This window comes from Streptomyces sp. H39-C1 (assembly GCF_027158125.1).
Taxonomy (GTDB): domain Bacteria; phylum Actinomycetota; class Actinomycetes; order Streptomycetales; family Streptomycetaceae; genus Actinacidiphila; species Actinacidiphila fildesensis.
Map to the genome: position 1 here is coordinate 114,062 of NZ_JAPVLS010000017.1, position 15,650 is coordinate 129,711.

General features: G+C 67.4%; 14 protein-coding genes and 1 pseudogene. 5 read left to right on the top strand and 10 right to left on the bottom strand.

Going from position 1 to position 15,650, the window contains the following annotated elements:
• Positions 1-89: 89 nt before the first annotated feature.
• Complete coding sequence (locus tag O3W51_RS14315; protein ID WP_164606845.1) at positions 90-536, top strand: RrF2 family transcriptional regulator; 447 nt, start codon at positions 90-92, stop codon at positions 534-536.
• Positions 537-705: 169 nt separating this feature from the next.
• Here O3W51_RS14315 and O3W51_RS14320 read toward each other — a convergent pair whose 3' ends face one another.
• From O3W51_RS14320 to O3W51_RS14350, 7 genes are all read right to left on the bottom strand, one after another.
• Complete coding sequence (locus O3W51_RS14320; protein ID WP_164606842.1) at positions 706-1,014, bottom strand: hypothetical protein; 309 nt, start codon at positions 1,012-1,014, stop codon at positions 706-708.
• Positions 1,015-1,442: 428 nt separating this feature from the next.
• Positions 1,443-2,162 (bottom strand): respiratory nitrate reductase subunit gamma, encoded by a 720-nt coding sequence (gene narI, locus O3W51_RS14325; protein ID WP_269286026.1) that lies wholly within the window; start codon positions 2,160-2,162, stop codon positions 1,443-1,445.
• Complete coding sequence (gene narJ / locus O3W51_RS14330; RefSeq protein WP_269286028.1) at positions 2,159-2,857, bottom strand: nitrate reductase molybdenum cofactor assembly chaperone; 699 nt, start codon at positions 2,855-2,857, stop codon at positions 2,159-2,161. The genes narI and narJ overlap by 4 nt, the downstream gene beginning before the upstream one ends.
• The gene (gene narH / locus O3W51_RS14335) at positions 2,854-4,512 is read right to left on the bottom strand and encodes a nitrate reductase subunit beta (protein WP_269286030.1); all 1,659 of its coding nucleotides are present in this window, start codon (positions 4,510-4,512) and stop codon (positions 2,854-2,856) included. The genes narJ and narH overlap by 4 nt, the downstream gene beginning before the upstream one ends.
• A complete protein-coding gene (locus O3W51_RS14340) occupies positions 4,512-8,246 on the bottom strand; it encodes a nitrate reductase subunit alpha (protein WP_269286033.1) in 3,735 nt (1,244 codons plus the stop codon). Before O3W51_RS14340 ends, narH begins: the two co-directional genes overlap by 1 nt.
• Positions 8,247-8,492: 246 nt before the next feature.
• Positions 8,493-8,825, bottom strand: a complete 333-nt coding sequence (locus O3W51_RS14345; protein WP_164606834.1) for a cupin domain-containing protein — start codon at positions 8,823-8,825, stop codon at positions 8,493-8,495.
• Between the two features lie 510 nt (positions 8,826-9,335).
• Positions 9,336-9,482 carry a hypothetical protein gene (locus O3W51_RS14350; protein WP_164606832.1) on the bottom strand — a complete coding sequence of 49 codons (147 nt, stop codon included), beginning with the start codon at positions 9,480-9,482 and terminating at the stop codon, positions 9,336-9,338.
• Positions 9,483-9,734: 252 nt separating this feature from the next.
• On the opposite strand from O3W51_RS14350, the gene O3W51_RS14355 reads away from it, so the two are divergent.
• The 3 genes and pseudogenes from O3W51_RS14355 to O3W51_RS14365 form a co-directional block, all read left to right on the top strand.
• Positions 9,735-10,736: an Acg family FMN-binding oxidoreductase gene (locus tag O3W51_RS14355; protein WP_443048285.1), complete on the top strand. Its 1,002-nt coding sequence runs from the start codon at positions 9,735-9,737 to the stop codon at positions 10,734-10,736.
• A gap of 256 nt (positions 10,737-10,992) precedes the next feature.
• Positions 10,993-12,180, top strand: a complete 1,188-nt coding sequence (locus O3W51_RS14360; RefSeq protein ID WP_269286050.1) for an MFS transporter — start codon at positions 10,993-10,995, stop codon at positions 12,178-12,180.
• Between the two features lie 60 nt (positions 12,181-12,240).
• A pseudogene (locus tag O3W51_RS14365) lies at positions 12,241-12,711 on the top strand (IS5 family transposase); the annotation flags it as partial.
• A gap of 179 nt (positions 12,712-12,890) precedes the next feature.
• Here O3W51_RS14365 and O3W51_RS14370 read toward each other — a convergent pair.
• The 3 genes from O3W51_RS14370 to O3W51_RS14380 all read right to left on the bottom strand — a co-directional run bounded on the left by O3W51_RS14370 (position 12,891) and on the right by O3W51_RS14380 (position 14,573).
• Entirely contained in the window at positions 12,891-13,070 is a 180-nt protein-coding gene (locus O3W51_RS14370) for a hypothetical protein (RefSeq protein WP_164606830.1), read from the bottom strand.
• Positions 13,067-13,294, bottom strand: coding sequence for a nucleotidyltransferase domain-containing protein (locus O3W51_RS14375; protein ID WP_164606828.1), 228 nt, complete (start codon positions 13,292-13,294; stop codon positions 13,067-13,069). The genes O3W51_RS14370 and O3W51_RS14375 overlap by 4 nt, the downstream gene beginning before the upstream one ends.
• A 160-nt stretch (positions 13,295-13,454) precedes the next feature.
• Positions 13,455-14,573, bottom strand: a complete 1,119-nt coding sequence (locus O3W51_RS14380; RefSeq protein ID WP_269286038.1) for a DUF317 domain-containing protein — start codon at positions 14,571-14,573, stop codon at positions 13,455-13,457.
• 14 nt (positions 14,574-14,587) lie between these two features.
• Between O3W51_RS14380 and O3W51_RS14385 the strand changes: the two genes are divergently transcribed.
• Positions 14,588-15,541, top strand: coding sequence for a tyrosine-type recombinase/integrase (locus O3W51_RS14385; protein ID WP_269286040.1), 954 nt, complete (start codon positions 14,588-14,590; stop codon positions 15,539-15,541).
• The last annotated feature ends 109 nt before the right edge of the window (positions 15,542-15,650 follow it).

Consider the following 15,650-nt stretch of genomic DNA (forward strand, 5'->3'; position numbering starts at 1 on the left):
CTGCATGACCTTGAGTGCGCCACCGCACGGGTGACGCACACCACAAAGCAAATTCGGAGTTCAGGATGCGTATTAACTAGACTGGGGTCGTGCGACTGACCAAGGGAACCGATCTGGCGCTGCGTGTCGCGATGCGGCTGGCGGTGCTGGAAGAGAATGCGGCGCCGACCACGCGTGAGGTGGCCGATGCCGTGGCCGCGTCCTACAGTCACGCCGCGAAAGTCGTCGCCCGCCTCCAGCATCTGGGTGTCCTGGAGGCGAGGCGCGGGCGGGGCGGCGGCCTGTCCCTCACCGAGCACGGGCGCCGCCATTCGGTCGGCCGCTTGGTGCGCGACTTGGAAGGCACGGGCGATGTGGTGGGCTGCGAGGACGATCCGCCGTGTCCGCTCCGCGGCGCCTGCCGGCTGCGCCACGCCCTGCGGGCTGCGCAGGAAGCCTTCTACGCCGCCCTGGACCCGATCACTGTTGAGGATCTGGTGGCCGCCCCGACTGGCCCTCTTCTCCTGGGCTTGTCGCCGCTCCGCACGATGAACTGAATCCACTTGTCGTCCCCCGCCACTGAACACGCCAGGAGCATGTCCTGCGTCATGGCGCTGACAGGCGGGGCTGCGGGCGTGCTGGGAGGGAAGACGGGTAGTGGAGTGCCCAGTTGCCCAGGGGATCGGGGCGTGTGGCCGCCGCCCGGACGCTGTCTGAGTGTGGCGTTCAAAGCACCGGGCGGGAAGGCGGAGGGCCAGCAGCGCGCCGGTGAAGTCTCGCATCGGCATCAGGCGGGCCGAGGGCGGTGACGAGTATGCCGTAGCGGGTGGCTGTTTCTGGGGCGGTGATCCAGGTGAGGGTTCCGGCGGTGCGGTCCAGGCGTGCGTGGTGGCGCGCCTCGGCATCGGCTGTCAGGTGCGGCATCCGCTGCTGTCCGGCGATGTCCGGCACGTGCAGGCGTGCGCCCGCAGCGTGTGCGACGGTCGCCATCTCGGCCACGATCGGTTCGAGCACCGGCCGGCCGGAGAACGGCATCCGGCTGGAGTGCCGCTGCGCGATGGCCTCATAGAGTCCGAGGTCCCGCGGTTGGCCGTCCGGGGTGAGAGGGCCGGTCCGTCGTACGGCGGCCGGCAGGCCGGGGTCGTGCGGTGGTGTGGCAGCGGAATCACGGCACTGCTCTCCGCACACCGGGCAGGCCGAGACGGCCCTGCCGGTGAGGAGCCGGACGACGGCCAGGCCATGTGGGGGCTTTCGTCCTGGGCGGTCCTGGTGTGCAGGCGGGACGTCGGACGACGGAGGTGAGGATCATGGCCGGAGCCCGAGAATCCGCTGTTCAGGCGGCGCGGCCCGCTGACCGTGCCCTGGAGGGCCGGCTGCGGCTGTTCGGCTTCGCCGAGCGCCCGGCAGGGGGAAGCAAGCGGGAGGTTCTTGCCACGGTCGGTGGTTCTTGGCCTTCGCGGGTGTCAGCCCACCCGGTCCCAGCCGCGGCGTGGTTGATGGCTGCCGAGCTGTGTGACGTCGCGGCTGCGGTAGACGATGTAGGGGCGGGTGAGGTAGCCGAGGGGGGCGCTGAACACGTGGACGAGCCGTGTGAAGGGCCACAGCGCGAAGAGCGCCATGGCGAACAGGCCATGGAGCTGGAATCCGAGCGGCGCTTCGCCCATGAGTTCAGGGTGGAGGTCGAATCGGAAGATCCCGCGGAACCAGACCGAGACACCGTCCCGGTAGTCGTAGTGCTCGAAGACGTTGGCCGCCACCGTGTTGAACAGGCCGAGGAAGATCACCACGGCGAGAAAGAGGTACATCACCTTGTCCATCCGGGTGGTGGCCGAGAAGACCGGGCCAACGGTGCGCCGACGGTAGATCAGGATCACCATCCCGACGACCGTGGCCAGCCCCGCCAGCGCCCCGACCGAAAAGGCCAGGAAGTGGTAGATCCCCTCGGATACACCGACCGCTTCGGTCCAGGACTTGGGGATGCCCAGCCCGATCACGTGGCCGAAGAACACCCCGATGATCCCGAAGTGGAACAGGGGACTGCCGATCCGCAGGAACCGGTTCTCGTAGAGCTGGGAGGAGCGGGTGGTCCAGCCGAACTTGTCGTATCGGTAGCGCCACAGATGTCCCAGGACGAAGGCCGTCAGGCAGATGTAGGGGAAGACCACGTACAGGAACTGAATCATGCTCGGGCTCCTGGGAAGGTGGGCATGGGCAGCGGTGTCGTCTCCCGCGACGCGGCAGGGCTGAACTGGGGGTTGGCGAAGGGTGCGAGCCCGACCTCTTCTTCGGGCGGTCCCTCTGCGGCGAGGCGGCTCACGGCGTCCCGCTCGTCCCCGCGCAGCGGCGGCAGGGTCGCGGTGACGGCTGCGACCAGGCCGGCCCACGGGGAGGCCATGTCCCGCAGCGACAGCCGGAGCAGTTCAAGACCGGCCCGGTGGTCGAGCATCAGCCCTCGGCCGAGCTCCTGGTCAACCGTCGCGGCGAACTCGAGCACGACGCACAAGTGGTCGGGCAGCTCCGCATCGTCGAGCGTGAAGCCGGCGCGCAGGTAGACCTGCTTGAATCGAAGCAGAGCCATTCCCCGCTTGCGGGTGTCCCCGTGGGCGAAGTAGGTCAGGAACAGGTTGCAGCGTCTGCGGTTGTCGAAGGTCTCGACGTACTTCGCCTGCAGCTCCGCCAGCGGCGTGGCCTCCAGCTGTTCCACGGACTCGCGAATCGTCCCGCCGAGCGCCGGGGGCAGTTGTCCGATCGCGGACCGGACCAGCGCGATCCGTCCGGTGAGCTGTTCGTCCGGGTAGTCCAGCAGGAGGGAGACCGACTGCCACACGATGGTCAGCTGGTGCGAAGCCAGCGCAGGCTTCGCGCGGGCTTTGCTCACGAGTCCGACCCCTTCGAGGGGAAGAGCCCGGAGGGAGAGCCCCTGCCGTCCCAGTTGAGCAGGTTGACCCGTTTGCCCTTGTCGTCGGGGCCAGCCAGGGAGTCGGAGGTCTGCCGGTCCTGCAGCATCTGGAAGTTCTCCACCGCGATCGGCGTCGGGGCGCCCGATCCTTCCCCGAACGGGCCGGAACCGCCCATCCCGGGCCCGCCCTCGTAATCGAGCGAGCACTCCGTGGCCAGCTCTTCCAGGGAGTGGGCCTGCTCGGCGTGGGCGGACGGGATGACGTAGCGCTCGTCGTACTTCGCGATCGCCAGCAGGCGATACATGTCGTACATGTCCTCTTCGCTCATCCCGACGGCGGCGGGGATCGAGGCGTCGGGTTCACGGCCCATGTTGATGTCGCGCACGTAGCAGCGCATCGCGGCGAGCTTCTTCAGCACGGCGTCCACCGGCGCGATGTCGCCGGCGGTGAAGAGCTCGGCGAGGTACTCGACCGGGATCCGCAGGGCGTCGATCGCGGCGAACAGATTGCCTTTGTCCTCGGCGTCCTCGCCGGTCTCCTTGACCACATCGACGACTGGGGACAGCGGCGGGATGTACCAGACCATGGGCATGGTGCGGTATTCCGGATGTAGCGGCAGTGCCACCTTGTAGGTGGTGATCAGGGCATGGATCGGGGAGCGCTGGGCGGCGTCGATCCAGTCGCGGGCGATGCCGGCCTGCTCGGCCGCGCGCACCACCTCGGGGTCGGACGGGTCGAGGAAGACGTCACGCTGGGCCTCGTAGAGCCCTTGGTCGTCGGTGGTGGACGCGGCCTCGAGCACCTTGTCGGCGTCGTACAGCATCAAGCCGATGTAGCGCAGCCGGCCGACGCAGGTCTCGGAGCAGATCGTGGGCTGCCCGACCTCGATGCGGGGGAAGCAGAAGGTGCACTTCTCGGCCTTGCCGGTGCGGTGGTTGAAGTAGATCTTCTTGTAGGGGCAGCCCGAGACGCACATCCGCCAGCCACGGCACTTGTCCTGGTCGACGAGGACGATGCCGTCCTCCTCGCGCTTGTAGATCGCACCGCTGGGGCACGAGGCGGCGCACGAAGGGTTCAGGCAGTGCTCGCAGATGCGCGGCAGGTAGAACATGAAGGTCTGCTCGAACTCGAATTTCACCTTGTCGGCGATCTTCTTCAGCAGCGGGTCCCGGTGGCCGTTGAGTGTGGAGCCGCCGAGGTCGTCATCCCAGTTGGCCGACCACTCGATCTTCATGTCCTTACCGGAGATCAGCGACTTGGGACGCGCGACCGGCGTGTGCTCCTGAGCTGGCGCGTCGGTGAGCGTGGAGTAGTCGTAGGTCCAGGGCTCGTAGTACTCGTTGATCGAGGGAAGCTTGGGATTGGAGAAGATGGTCAGCAGCTTCTTGAACCGGCCACCGCCCTTGAGTGTGAGCCGGCCCCGCTTGTTGAGCGTCCAGCCGCCCTTCCACTTCTCCTGGTCCTCGTAGGTGCGGGGGTAGCCGAGCCCGGGCTTGGTCTCGACGTTGTTGAACCAGATGTACTCCGTGCCGGAGCGGTTGGTCCATGCCTGCTTGCACGTCACCGAGCAGGTGTGGCAGCCGATGCACTTGTCGAGGTTCATCACCATCGCCATCTGTGCCATGACTCTCATCAGTAGGTCACCTCCTGCGAGCGCTTGCGGATGACGGTGACCTCGTCGCGCTGGTTGCCGGTGGGGCCGAGGTAGTTGAACGCGTAGGTGAGCTGGGCGTAGCCGCCGATCAGATGTGTGGGTTTGACCAGCAGCCGGGTGAGCGAGTTGTGGATGCCTCCGCGCTTGCCGGAGGTCTCGGCGATCGGTACGTCGATGAGCCGGTCCTGTGCGTGATACATGTACACCGTTCCCTCGGGCATCCGGTGGGACACGATCGCCCGGGCGACCACGACGCCGTTGCGGTTGACCGCCTCGATCCAGTCGTTGTCCTTGATTCCGACCTTCGCGGCGTCGCGGTCACTCATCCAGATGTTCTGGCCGCCCCGCGAGAGGGAGAGCATGAACAGGTTGTCCTGGTATTCGGAATGGATGGACCATTTGTTGTGCGGGGTGAGGTAGCGCACGGTGAGCCCTTCGACGCCCTGGCCGTCGGAGCCGTCCGAGACGTTGCCGAGGGAGGGCTCGGCGAACAGTGCCGCCATGTTCAGCGGGGGCCGGTAGACCGGCAGTCCCTCGCCGAGCTCGGCCATCCAGTCGTGATCGAGGTAGAAGTGCATACGCCCGGTCAGCGTGTGCCACGGCTTCTTACGCTCGACGTTGATGGTGAAGGGCGAGTACCGCCGGCCGCCGCTCTCCGATCCTGACCACTCCGGTGACGTGATCACGGGCACGGGCGGGCCCTGGGTGTCGGCGAAGGTGATCTGTTTGCCCTCGTGCTCCTCGGCGAGGTCGGCCAGCCGCACGCCGGTGCGCTTCTCGAGCGTTTTGAACCCTTGGGTGGCAAGCGCCCCATTGGTGGTGCCGGACAGCGCGAGGATCGCCTCGCAGACGTTCACATCACGCTTCAGCGACGGCCGGCCTGCCGCCGCACCGGTCCGGACCGTGCCGTTCTTGCGCCGCAGGTAGTCCACTTGGGCGCCGAGCTCGAAGGTGACCCCCTTGGTGGTCGCGCCGAGCGTGTCCACGAGCGGGCCGAGTGCGTTCATCTTCTCGGCCACGGCCCCGTAGTCGCGCTCGACCTCGACGAGCCTGGGCATCGTGACCCCGGGGACCGGCTCGCACTCGCCCTTCTTCCAGTCCCGCACGATTCCGTGCGGGTTCGCCATCGCGTCCGAGGTGTCGTGGGTGAGCGGAACGGCCACCACATCCTTGCGGACTCCCAGCCGGGTGGCGGCGAGCTCACTGAACTTCTCGGCGATCGTCTGCCAGGCATCCCAGTCTGTGCGGGTCTGCCAGGGCGGTGCGATGGCCGGGTTGAAGGAGTGCACGAACGGGTGCATGTCTGTGGTGTTGAGATCGTGCTTCTCGTACCACGTGGCGGCGGGCAGCACGACGTCGGAGAAGATCGTGGTGCTGGTCTGCCGGAAGTCGATCGTCATCAGCAGGTCGAGCTTGCCCTCGGGGGCCTCGTCGTGCCATTTCACGTCGACCGGACGTCGGTCCTGCGGCGTCTCGGTGGCCCGTACCGAGGAGTCGGCGCCGAGCAGATGCTTGAGGAAGTACTCGTTGCCCTTGCCGGACGAGCCGAGCAGGTTGGCCCTCCAGATGGACAGGATGCGCGGATAGTTCTCGGGGGCGTCCGGGTCCTCCCCCGCGAACTCCAGGGCCCCCGATTTCAACTGCCCGACCACGTACTCGCCCACCGGGATCCCCGCCGCGGCGGCCTGGTCGCTCAGGTCGAGTGGGTTCTGGTTGAAGGTCGGGTAGGACGGCATCCAGCCCATGCGCGCGCTCTGCGCGACCACATCGGCGGTGCTCATTCCCGCGAGCTGCCCGCTGCCCGTCTTGGCGGACAGAGTGTCGGCACCGAACTGGTCGTAGCGGAACTGGTTGGTGTGGAGGTACCAGTACGCGGTCTGGATCATGTTGCGCGGCGGCCGGTTCCAGTCCAGCGCGTTGGCGATCTGCGTGTAGCCGGTGAGCGGCCTGACTTTCTCCTGGCCGACGTAGTGCGCCCAGCCGCCGCCGTTGACCCCCTGGCAACCCGTCAGGTTGGTGAGGGTGAGGAACGCCCGGTAGATCGTGTCGGAATGGAACCAGTGGTTGGTTCCGGCACCCATCACGATCATCGAGCGTCCCTTGGACTCCTCGGCGTTCGCGGCGAACTCGCGTCCGACCCTGGCCGCCGTGGAGGCCAGGACACCGGTGATCGTCTCCTGCCATGCCGGGGTGTAGGGCGACTCGGCGTCGTCGTACCCGGTGGCCCATTCTCCCGGAAGGCCGTCTCGGCCCACGCCGTACTGCGCGAGCAGCAGGTCGTAGACGGTGGTGACCAGGTTGCCGTCGACCCGCCGGACCGGCACACCGCGCGGCAGATCGGCCGCCGCACCGTCGGGGGTGTCGAAGCGCGGGAACCGGACGAGCACGCTCTCCTGCGAGGTGTCGATCAGCGTCAGCTGGGGGTCGACGTCACCGAGTTCCAGATTCCACTTGCCCACACCGGCCTCGCCGTAGCGGTGCCCCAGGGAGCCGCCCGGAACAGTCGGCTGTCCTGTCCGCGCGTCAACGAGCACGGTCTTGAACGCGGCGTTCTCCTCATGCTGGTGCGCGGCGAGGTCCGAGGCGGTGAGGAACTTGCCCGCCGTGTACGTCTTCTCGCCGCTCACACCACCCGTTCCGGCTGCTTCGTCGAGCCGGACCAGGTACGGGAGGTCGGTGTAGGTCTTGACGTACTGCGTGAAGTACGGGGTGTGACGATCGACGAAGAACTCCTTGAGCACGACGTGGCCCATGGCCATGGCCAGGGCGGCGTCGGTGCCTGGCTTGGCCGGCAGCCATTCGTCGGCGAACTTCACGTTGTCGGCGTAGTCGGGGGCGACCGCAATGACCTTCTGGCCGCGGTACCGGGCTTCGGTCATCCAGTGCGCGTCCGGTGTGCGCGTCACCGGCAGGTTGGAACCCCACATGATGAGGTAGCCCGCGTTCCACCAGTCCCCGGACTCCGGGACGTCGGTCTGGTCGCCGAACACCTGGGGCGAGGCCACCGGGAGGTCGGCGTACCAGTCGTAGAAGCTCAGCATCGAGCCGCCGATGAGGTTGACGAACCGGGCGCCGGAGGCATGGGAGACCATCGACATGGCCGGGATCGGTGAGAAACCCGCCACCCGGTCGGGGCCGTACTTCTCGATGGTGTGCACATGGGCCGCCGCGATGATCTCCGCAGCCTCCTCCCAGGTGGCGCGGACCAGACCACCCTTGCCCCGCGCGGACTTGTACGCCCTGGCCCGCAGCGGGTTCTCGACGATATGCGCCCACGCCCGCACCGGGTCACCGTCGTGCTGCGACTTCGCCTCACGGAACATCTGGAGCAGAACACCCCGGACGTAGGGGTAGCGCACCCGCGTCGGCGAATAGGTGTACCAGGAGAAAGCCGCGCCGCGCGGGCAACCGCGGGGCTCGTACTCCGGCGAGTCCGGGCCGACCGAGGGATAGTCGGTCTGCTGGGTCTCCCAGGTGATAATCCCGTCCTTGACGTAGACCTTCCAGGAACAGGAACCGGTGCAGTTGACACCATGAGTAGAGCGGACGACCTTGTCGTGGCTCCACCGGTCCCGGTAGAAGTCGTCGGCATCACGACCCCCGGTCTGCGACAGCGTCCTCAGATCGGCGGAGACCGTACCCCGGGTAAAGAACCGCCGACTGCGTACCAGGGCATCTGCCAAGACCCCGTCCATCCCGATGTCCTTGCTCATAGTGCTCCCTGCCCTTGCGCGTGCGGCGGACGGTCATCAAAGCCTCGGCAGGTGTGCAGGGCTCAGTGATCGCTGGTGTCGAAAGCCGATCGGATTCGAGCCGGTCCGGCCACGGAGGTCGCTCATGGTCAACAAGGCTCCTACGCCTTCCGCCATGCGAGAACGCACTTCCCCGCATCCGAGGCGGGGACAACCGCGCCAGGACAGTCGCTCAGCGCCCTCCCGCCGGCTGCACCGATGCCGAGCTCACCGATGCTTGACAACAGTGAGCAGAACAGCGGCTCTCTCGAGTGCCTCAAGGCTGTGCCGGACCGGCGGCACAACAATCATGTCGCCGCTCATCCCGTCCCACGACGCCTCGTCACTCTGCAAACGCACCCGCCCATGCAGCACGAACAGTGTGGCCTCGCCAGGATTCTCGTGCTCCGTGAGCGACTTTCCCGCCTCCAGCGCTACGAGCGTCTGCCGCAGCACATGCTCGTGACCGCCGTACACGGTCTCCGCGCTACGCCCCGATGCTGCCGATGCGGCGCGTTGCAAGTGCTCGCGAACCTTGGCATCCAGCGAGAACTTCTGCATAGCGCCGAGTCTGTCACTCATTGACTGATCGTCAATGCCTGGCGCGACGCGTCGCCGCACAGGACCGTCCGCAGGCCCGCGGGGACTGACAACCCCGATTCGGCGCCTCGCGGGCCTGCCGCGCGTCCCACGGGTGAGTACGCAGGAGCCGTTCGCGGGGAAGGTTGCCGGTTTCCGGATGCGCGCCGCGCACCGGGTGGAGAACGGACCCAGCAGCCGGGGTACGTCCTGGACCCCCGTCCCGCGCTGTTTCGGCCGGGCCGTGAGCGGACGGGTAAAGCGCACACCAGGCAGCGGGACGGGGCGCGACGCCTACGAACCGATTGCCGTCGCAGCAGCGGCATTCTTACTCCGGCGCTTCAAGGAGGCTGACCGGGCCGGGCCGCTCCTACCGGCACGGTTACCCAGCCATTCCGGTGTCTGGTCGACGTGCCCGCCGCTACGTCGCGCGTGTCCCGACGACAGGAGCGGGGGAGCGAGACGCAGCGCGTGCGTGCCCGGGGACGGATGTCAGTGCAGCCCTTCGTACAGGCGGTCACGGAGCAGCATGAGCGCCTGGAGGTCGGCCACATCCGCCAGATCCTGCAACAGGATACGGATGAGCTGGTCGTCGCCGGCGCGGGCGGCTTCCACGATCGCCTCGACCAGCTCGATCACTGCGACGGACACCCGTGGTGAACGGGGGGCCGGCCCAGCCTCATCCAGTTCCGGTACCGCGCGCGTCGTCCCCCGCGCCGGTTCGTCTGTCATGCCCGGTCCAACGAGCCGTGGTTCTTCAGGTCACGCGGCCGGGCACAAGCGGGCGCCCGGCCTCCCCGAGTCGCAGACGGGCAGTATGGGCGCCCGACCGGGCCGCGTTCTACTGTGGGTAGGAGGCTCCTGTCCCGATGTGGATTGCGGTGGGTTCCCATTCCCTGCGGAGGTGTTCCAGGGCAGCATGTCGATCCCGGAAGGGTGACAGTCCTGGTCGAGGACGCCACAGCGGCCCCGTCGATGCACAATGCTCAGCCATGGCGATTTCGCTGGCACTCATGGCGTCGTGTGATGGAGCTCCGTGCCGATACGGCACGGGCGATGCCGCACGCCGACCCGGACAACAGGGCTCTGCATCTGGGCTGTGGTGCGGCCTTGTTCAATCTGCGGGTCTCCGCAGCCCATGCCGGCCGTGAGCCGTTCTGTCGGTTGCTGCCCGATCCTGCTGACCAGCTGCTGCTCGCCACGGTCCGCCTCGATGAGCCACCGTCCGACAGCTCCGCTCTGAGCATCCTGCGCCCGGCCATTCACCGCCGTCACACCAGCCGGGACCCTTTCACGGAGCAAGAGATCCCGGAGGCAGTGCGGCGTGAGCTGCGCGGGGCGGCCCGTGCGGAGGGCGCCGATCTTCTCTTTCCCGGTGTCTGGCACATTCAGTCGCTCCTGGAGCGGGTCCAGGACGCCGAGGGCCGCGACAGCCTTGAATCCGCCAACCGTGAGGAGACCGAGAGCTGGATCCGCACCGGCCCTGACGCGGCACTCAGTATCGACGGCGTGCCGGATTACGCCTTCGGCCCCGTCCGGCACGACGGTAGAGCTCCGGTACGTGACTTCGCCGGCTGGCATCGTGTTGCAGGGCGTGCTGCGGCCACGTTCAAGGACTCCCCGCAGCTTGTCCTGCTGGGGACGGCGAAGGACCGGCCTGATGACTGGCTGCGGGCCGGTCAGGCCATGGAGCGGGTTCTGCTCACAGCCACCGCCCAAGGGCTGGCCACCTCTTTGACCTCTCATGCACTGGAGCGTCCTGATCTGCGGTGGAGCGCGCGCGATCCGCTCACTGCCATGGGGCATGTACAGATGGTGTTGCGGCTGGGGTACGGGCCCGGGGGTGTGCAGTCCCCCCGGCGTCCGGTGGGTGAGGTACTGGAATGCGTGTAGGCACCCGGACGCACGGACACCTGCTTCTAGGTCCCGGTTGGCCGGACGGGGAAGGCCGAATGGCCCTGCCACCCGCTCGGCCGTTGGCCGAATCTGAGGATGGAGCCGCTGCTGGAGGCCGGGGGCGTGCCCCAAGCCGGGCTGTGTGGCCGGGAATGAGACGGAGAGGGAAACTATGCGCCAGGTGGCGGAAGCGGCGATCGATGGGCGGCCGGACGCGGGTGGGCCGGTCCCGCCGGGTGCCCGGCCGGTGGCGATGCTGGCACTGGCCACACTGGGTTTCGCGATCAACTTCTGGGCGTGGGCTCTGCTGAGTCCGCTGGGGCCGCAGTTCAAGGACACGCTGCTGCTCAGCTCATTCGAGCAGTCGCTGCTGGTCGCGGTGCCGGTGGTGGTGGGGTCTCTGGGCCGGATTCCTGTGGGCGCCCTGACCGACCGGTTCGGCGGACGGGTGATGTTCCCGCTGGTATCCGCCGCGACGGTGCTTCCGGTGCTCTTCCTGGGCCTGGCCGGTCACTCCTCGTTCGCCGCGCTGCTGGTGGGCGGATTCTTCCTCGGCATCGGCGGCACGTCGTTCGCCGTCGGGGTGCCCTTCGTGAGTGCCTGGTTCCCGCCCGAGCGGCGTGGTCTGGCCATCGGGATCTTCGGAGCGGGAATGGGCGGCACCGCGATCAGCGCGCTCACCACGGTGAAGCTGGTCAACGCCCACAGCATGACCAGCCCCTTCCTGATCACCGCCGCCGCACTGGCCGCCTACGCGGTGCTGGCCGCCATGGTGCTGCGGGACGCCCCGGGGCGCACCGCGCCGACCGAGTCGCTCGGCCGCCGGCTGGCCGCCACCGCCCGCCTGGGCATCACCCGGCAGGCGTCCGCCCTCTATGCAGTCGCGTTCGGTGGCTATGTGGCGTTCTCGGTGTACCTGCCGACCTATCTGAAGACCGGTTACGGCCTCGGTCAGGCGGACGCGGCGAACCGCATGGCGGGATTCGTTCTGCTGGCGGTCGCGATGCGCCCGGTAGGCGGCTGGATGTCGAACCGCGTGGGACCGACATGCGTACTCGTCGCGTCCATGGCGGTCGTGGTCGTCGGCGCGACCGTGCAGGCCACCACCCCGTCACTGGCTCCGGTGGGCACCTTCGCATTGCTGGCCATGGCCGCTGCCCTGGGCGCCGGTAGCGGTGCCACCTTCGCCCTGGTCGCCCTGCTGTCCCCGGCGAACACGGTGGGATCGGTCACCGGGATGGTCGGCGCCGCCGGCGGACTGGGCGGATTCATCCCTCCCCTGGTCATGGGCACCCTCTACGGCGCCACCGCCTCCTACGCCCTGGGACTGGTCCTGCTCGCCGTCGTGGCGGCAGCGGCACTGGCCTACACCATCACCGGCGTACGCCGGGCAGCAGCCCGTCCCGCAACGCCCGACACCGCACCCTCACCCGTGCTGTGAGGGAGGAAGCCTCATGTGTGAGACGGCGTCCTACATGGTCAGTTGGCAGTTGTACTGGTCATGGGGAGTGGGCGTTGGGCGTGGATTGTTCCGGACGGTCTGTGGGAGATCGCACGGCCGTTGTTGCCGGCGGCGCGGGTGCGGCCGCAGGGCGGCAGAGTGGCGAACATCGACGAGGAGGCGGTCTTCGCCGCAATCATTTACGTCCTGGTCAGCGGATGCGCCTGGCGGGCGCTACCGCCGTGTTTCGAAGCGTCGAAGTCGACCGGGCACCGGCGCTTCGCGATTTGGTCCCGCGCCGGCGTGTGGGGCCAGCCGCACCAGAGGGTTCTCCAACTCTTGGACGAACACGGCCTGGTCGACCTGTCCCGCGCTATCCTCGACTCTGCCCACGTCCGCGCTAAAAAGGGCGAACTTGCAGACCCGAGTCCCGTGGACCGGGGCAAGCCCGGTTCCAAAATGCATGTCCTGCCCGACGCGAACGGCCTGCCCCTCCGCGTCGGACTCACCGCAGCAAATACCCACGACAGCCTCGCAGCCGCCCTCTGCTGCTACAAACGACAGTGAGGATGGGTGATGGCACCGTCTTACAGGCTCGTCATCCTTCAGCTCGACGCGCCGGACCTCGATCCCTCCGGCATTGAGTAGCTCCACCAACTTGGTCCGTACGGGCAAAGGGATCCATCGGTCGAGACCCTCGAACTGCTCAATCATCGCGTCACGCGGGCTCGGCGGGCTGTAGGGTCTGCGGTGATCGACTGCATTCGCCCCTTTGCTGTGGTCTGGGTGTCGCCGCGCGTCCACAACAGCTTCAGATCAACGCCGTTGGGGAGGGTGTTGTTCTGGTTGAACTGGAAGCCTCTCCTTGACCCTTTGAGCGCGCGCTTCATGGGCGCCATGGGATCTCGCCCGGACATGAGGCACTGACGACATCCTCGGCGAATTCGGTGTCGGCCCGGTGAACCACTGCCACATCGAGGTCGCCTGGGGCCAGTGTGCCTCGGGCGTACGAACCGAAGACGTGGACCTCGTCGACAAGGTCAAGGGGGCGAGCACCCTGCCCCAGCCGGTCGATCATCTCGCGGAGCAGCTCCGTCGCCCGTTCACGCTTCACTTTGACTCTCCTGCCATCCGTGAGCTCGTGTCGGACCCTACGGCGCCACACGGTCTGCCGTGAGTGCACTGAAGAGTGAATCTCCGATGCATTGCACGGCCTCGGTACACATCGGCTGCGCAGTCTTCTCCGCCCTCAGAGCCAGAACTCTGTTCGTCGGTCAGCGGAGCCGGTGATTTTGAGGTCTCGCGCTGATTGGCGTTGCGGTGGGGAACGTGGCGGCAGGCCGGGATACGCCCGAGCGTGGTTCTCGGCGGGTGCCGGTTGCGTGGGCGAGGGTTTGCGACAGGTCAGCCAGCAGTGGGCTGGGGGTTCGTGGAGACGCGCTGATCATCCAGGTGGGGTGGTCGAGGTTCGGGCCGGCCCAGATGGTCCAGGTGGTGAGGCTTTGGTTCGGGTGCTGTGCGGCGAAGGCGTCGAATTGGATGCCCGCGTCTGAGTCGGGGGATGTCCAGCGGATCCAGCGCCCTTCCACGGTGTGTTTCCACCCGGCGTCGGAGAGGGGCTGCGAGGCGGCGGTGACCGTCTTCTCGTCCACCGCGGTGCCGACGGTTGTGTTCCAGCCGTCGCCCGAGGCGAGGTGATCCAGGAGTTCCTGCAGCACGGGGGCGGGGGTGGCGCCGGTGGCGGTGAGGACCCACATGCGGTCGGAGACGGGGGTCTCGTAGGCGGCCACGGTCCATGCGGTCTCGTGGGCGGGGACGTCGTGGATGCGCTCGATGCGCAGGGTCTGGTCTTCGTGGATGGCGTGGGTGGTGTCGTCGGACCAGGTCCTCCACTTCTGCCAGTCGCCGTGAGCGTCGAGGAATGCATCCAAGACAGCGTCGTGATCGCTGGCATCGGCGGCGTAGGCGGGCACGATCTCCAGCTCGGGGAGGGGCGGGCCGGGCTCGACTGCCCTTGTGCCGAGGGAGGTTCGGGCCTCGGCGGCGTTGCGCTCGGTGTCGGTCATCGGTGCGGGGCCGGGGCGCATGGCGTCGCCGTGGACCTTCTCGAAGGCAACCAGGGCCTGGGCGGGCGAGTCGTAGGTGTCGGCGATCTGCCGCAGGTCGTCCTCGCCGTGGAGGTAGACGCTCTTGCCACCGCTGAGGTACGTGCCGACCGCGACGGTGGTGTGGCCGTAAAGAGGCGGAATTTCATCGGATGCATCATTCGGTGAGGTTCGGTGACGTCTGCTGACCAGCTCAGACTCACGCCGGGCATGACTCTTTCGGGTGAAGAGAATTGGCCTGGCCTCGCCCGATCTACTTCTGACGCCACGATGTTGCGTTGAACGCAACCGTTGGAGTTGGCATGAGAACAGTCGATTTGCCTGGCGCGATGCACCTGGTCAGGCCGACGAATGTGCGGGCTCTGGACCCGGCACCCGTGATGTTCGAGGCCATGCTGGAGGGCTGGTCGCGCCAGCAGCGCAGTCGTCTGCTCGCGGAGAAAACGGTCAGGGACCGGCTGCGCCTGGTACGGCGGTTCGCCGAGTACACCAACACGTACCCGTGGCAGTGGACGCCCGAGGACGTGGAGGCGTACTTCGCCGCCCAGTTCACCAAGGACCCGCCAGCCGCCCATTCCACGGTCCGCGGCCAGCAGAACAACCTGGAGCTGTTCTGCGTCTTCATCACAGACAGCCGCTATGGCTGGTCGGCGGCCTGTCTGGAGGAGTTCGGACAGTTTCCCGTTCAGGTCTGCCACGACTGGAATACCGCCGCTCATGTGGCGGAATACGAGGGCAGACCCGGCCGTCGGGCCCTGACCTACGACGAACTCCAGCAGCTCTTCAACGCGGCCGACGACCGGGTGGAGAGAACGAAGAAGCTGGGCCGCAAAGGGGTGCTGGCGGCCTGGCGGGACTCGGTGATGCTCAAGTTCGTCTACGCCTACGGTCTGCGGCGCCGGGAGGCGTCGATGCTGGACCTGGCCGACCTCCGGCACAATCCGCGGGCCAGTGACTACGGCCGCTTCGGGGCCCTGCAGGTCCGCTGGGGAAAGGCGTCCCGGGGAAGCCCGCCCAAGCGACGAACCGTCCTGACCGTCCACGAACTGGACTGGATCGTGCCGCTGTTGGAGGAGTGGGTCGATGAGGCCCGGCCCCGCTTCAGCCCCGGGAAACATCCGGCACTGTGGGTCACCGAGCGCCGCAGCCGTCTGGGAGTACGCCGGCTCGACGAGGTCTTCAATACGATCCGCAAGCTCGCCGAGCTGCCCGAAGAACTCGATCTGCACAGTCTGCGCCACATTGTCTCTGCTTAGTTCCCGTGTGGCGATTGGCTCCAAGTAGGCATGTGGCCTTGGGGTTTGTGAGTTGCCCTGGGTCGTGTGGTGTTTCTACTGTCAGTGCTCGTGATCCTGACTTTCTTCT